Below are 1194 nucleotides of genomic sequence, written 5' to 3'. Positions count from 1 at the left end.
GTGCTGGTCGGCGGGCTCACCGGAGCCGTGGCCGGGCTGGCCGGGGCGGCCGGGGTGTGGCAGTGGCGGCGGAGGACGGAGAGCCGTCCCGAAGCGGAGTTCGACGAGGCCGAGGCGGCCCGTCAGCTCCCTCTCGCAGCCGACCTCTTGGCGGCCTGCATCGCGGCCGGTGCCGGTCCGGTGATCGCCGCCCAGGCGGTCGGCGAGGCCCTGGGCGGACCGGTCGGGGACGCGCTGGCCCGGGGCGCGGCGGAGGTACGGCTCGGCGGGGAACCGACCGATGCCTGGCGCGGGCTCGCCTCGATACCGGGGGCGGCGGTCCTGGCGCGGCTGCTGGAGCGGGCCGACGAGTCGGGGCTGCCGGCCGCCGGGCCGGTCGCGCGGCTCGCGGCCGACGTCCGCGCCGACCGGGCCCGCACCGCGACGGCCGGAGCGCGCCGGGCGGCCGTTCTGGTCACCGCACCGGTGGGGCTGTGCTTCCTGCCCGCCTTCGTCGCGGTCGGTGTGCTGCCGGTGCTGATCGGCCTCGCGGGCGGGGTGCTGAACGGGGGTGGTGGCTGAAGGAGGGGATCCGGGACGGAAGCGGGACGCAGTGAGGGAACAACAGACCGAGACCTTACGGGGGTCGAGATGTACGGGAAGGTGCGGGCACGGCTGCGTGCCCTGGTACGCCGGATGCGTGGGGACGCGGGGATGGTCACGTCCGAGTACGCGATGGGGATCATCGCGGCGGTGGCGTTCGCCGTGCTGCTGTACGAGGTGGTGACGAGCGGGCAGGTCAAAGCCGAACTGCAGAACATCGTGAAGCGGGCGCTCAGTGCGCGGACGTGAACGCCGGGACGAGCGGCAGGGCGCCGACGCGGGGTTCGTGACGGCGGAGGCCGCCATGGTTCTGCCCGTTCTGGTGTTGGTGGTGACGGCGCTGGTGTGGGGGCTGTTGGTGGTGCTCGCGCAGATCCAGTGCGTGGACGCGGCACGGGCGGGTGCCCGGGCGGCCGCCCGCCAGGACCCGGAGGGCTCGGTCATCCAGGTGGCCCGTGACACGGCACCGCACGGCGCGAAGGTCACGGTGACCCATCGGGGAGACCACGTGCACGTGGTCGTCGTGGCCGATCCGCCGGGGATGGGCGTGCTGCCCTTCCGGCTGAGGGAGGAGGCCGTCGCGGAGGCGGAGGACACGGTGGGGGCACTGTC

General features: G+C 75.0%; 3 protein-coding genes. All 3 read left to right on the top strand.

Features of this window, described 5'->3' with window-relative positions; all coding sequences use genetic code 11:
• Positions 1-561: type II secretion system F family protein (locus C1I97_RS37530; protein WP_111007318.1), on the top strand; the 561-nt coding region annotated here is incomplete at its 5' end.
• A 69-nt stretch (positions 562-630) separates the two neighbouring features.
• Positions 631-831: a DUF4244 domain-containing protein gene (locus C1I97_RS37525; RefSeq protein ID WP_111007317.1), complete on the top strand. Its 201-nt coding sequence runs from the start codon at positions 631-633 to the stop codon at positions 829-831.
• Positions 818-1194 (top strand): TadE family type IV pilus minor pilin (locus C1I97_RS37520; protein ID WP_441349199.1); only part of this gene is annotated, 377 nt, incomplete at its 3' end. The genes C1I97_RS37525 and C1I97_RS37520, both read left to right, overlap by 14 nt.

Origin of the sequence: Streptomyces sp. NTH33 (genome assembly GCF_003236365.1) — a bacterium.
Lineage (GTDB): Bacteria > Actinomycetota > Actinomycetes > Streptomycetales > Streptomycetaceae > Streptomyces.
This window is presented reverse-complemented; position numbering and strand designations above follow the sequence as displayed.

What these genes read in the sequence shown, in the direction of transcription:
- C1I97_RS37525 (WP_111007317.1), top strand. Translation starts at nt 631, where the DNA reads ATGTACGGGAAGGTGCGGGCACGGCTGCGTGCCCTGGTACGCCGGATG.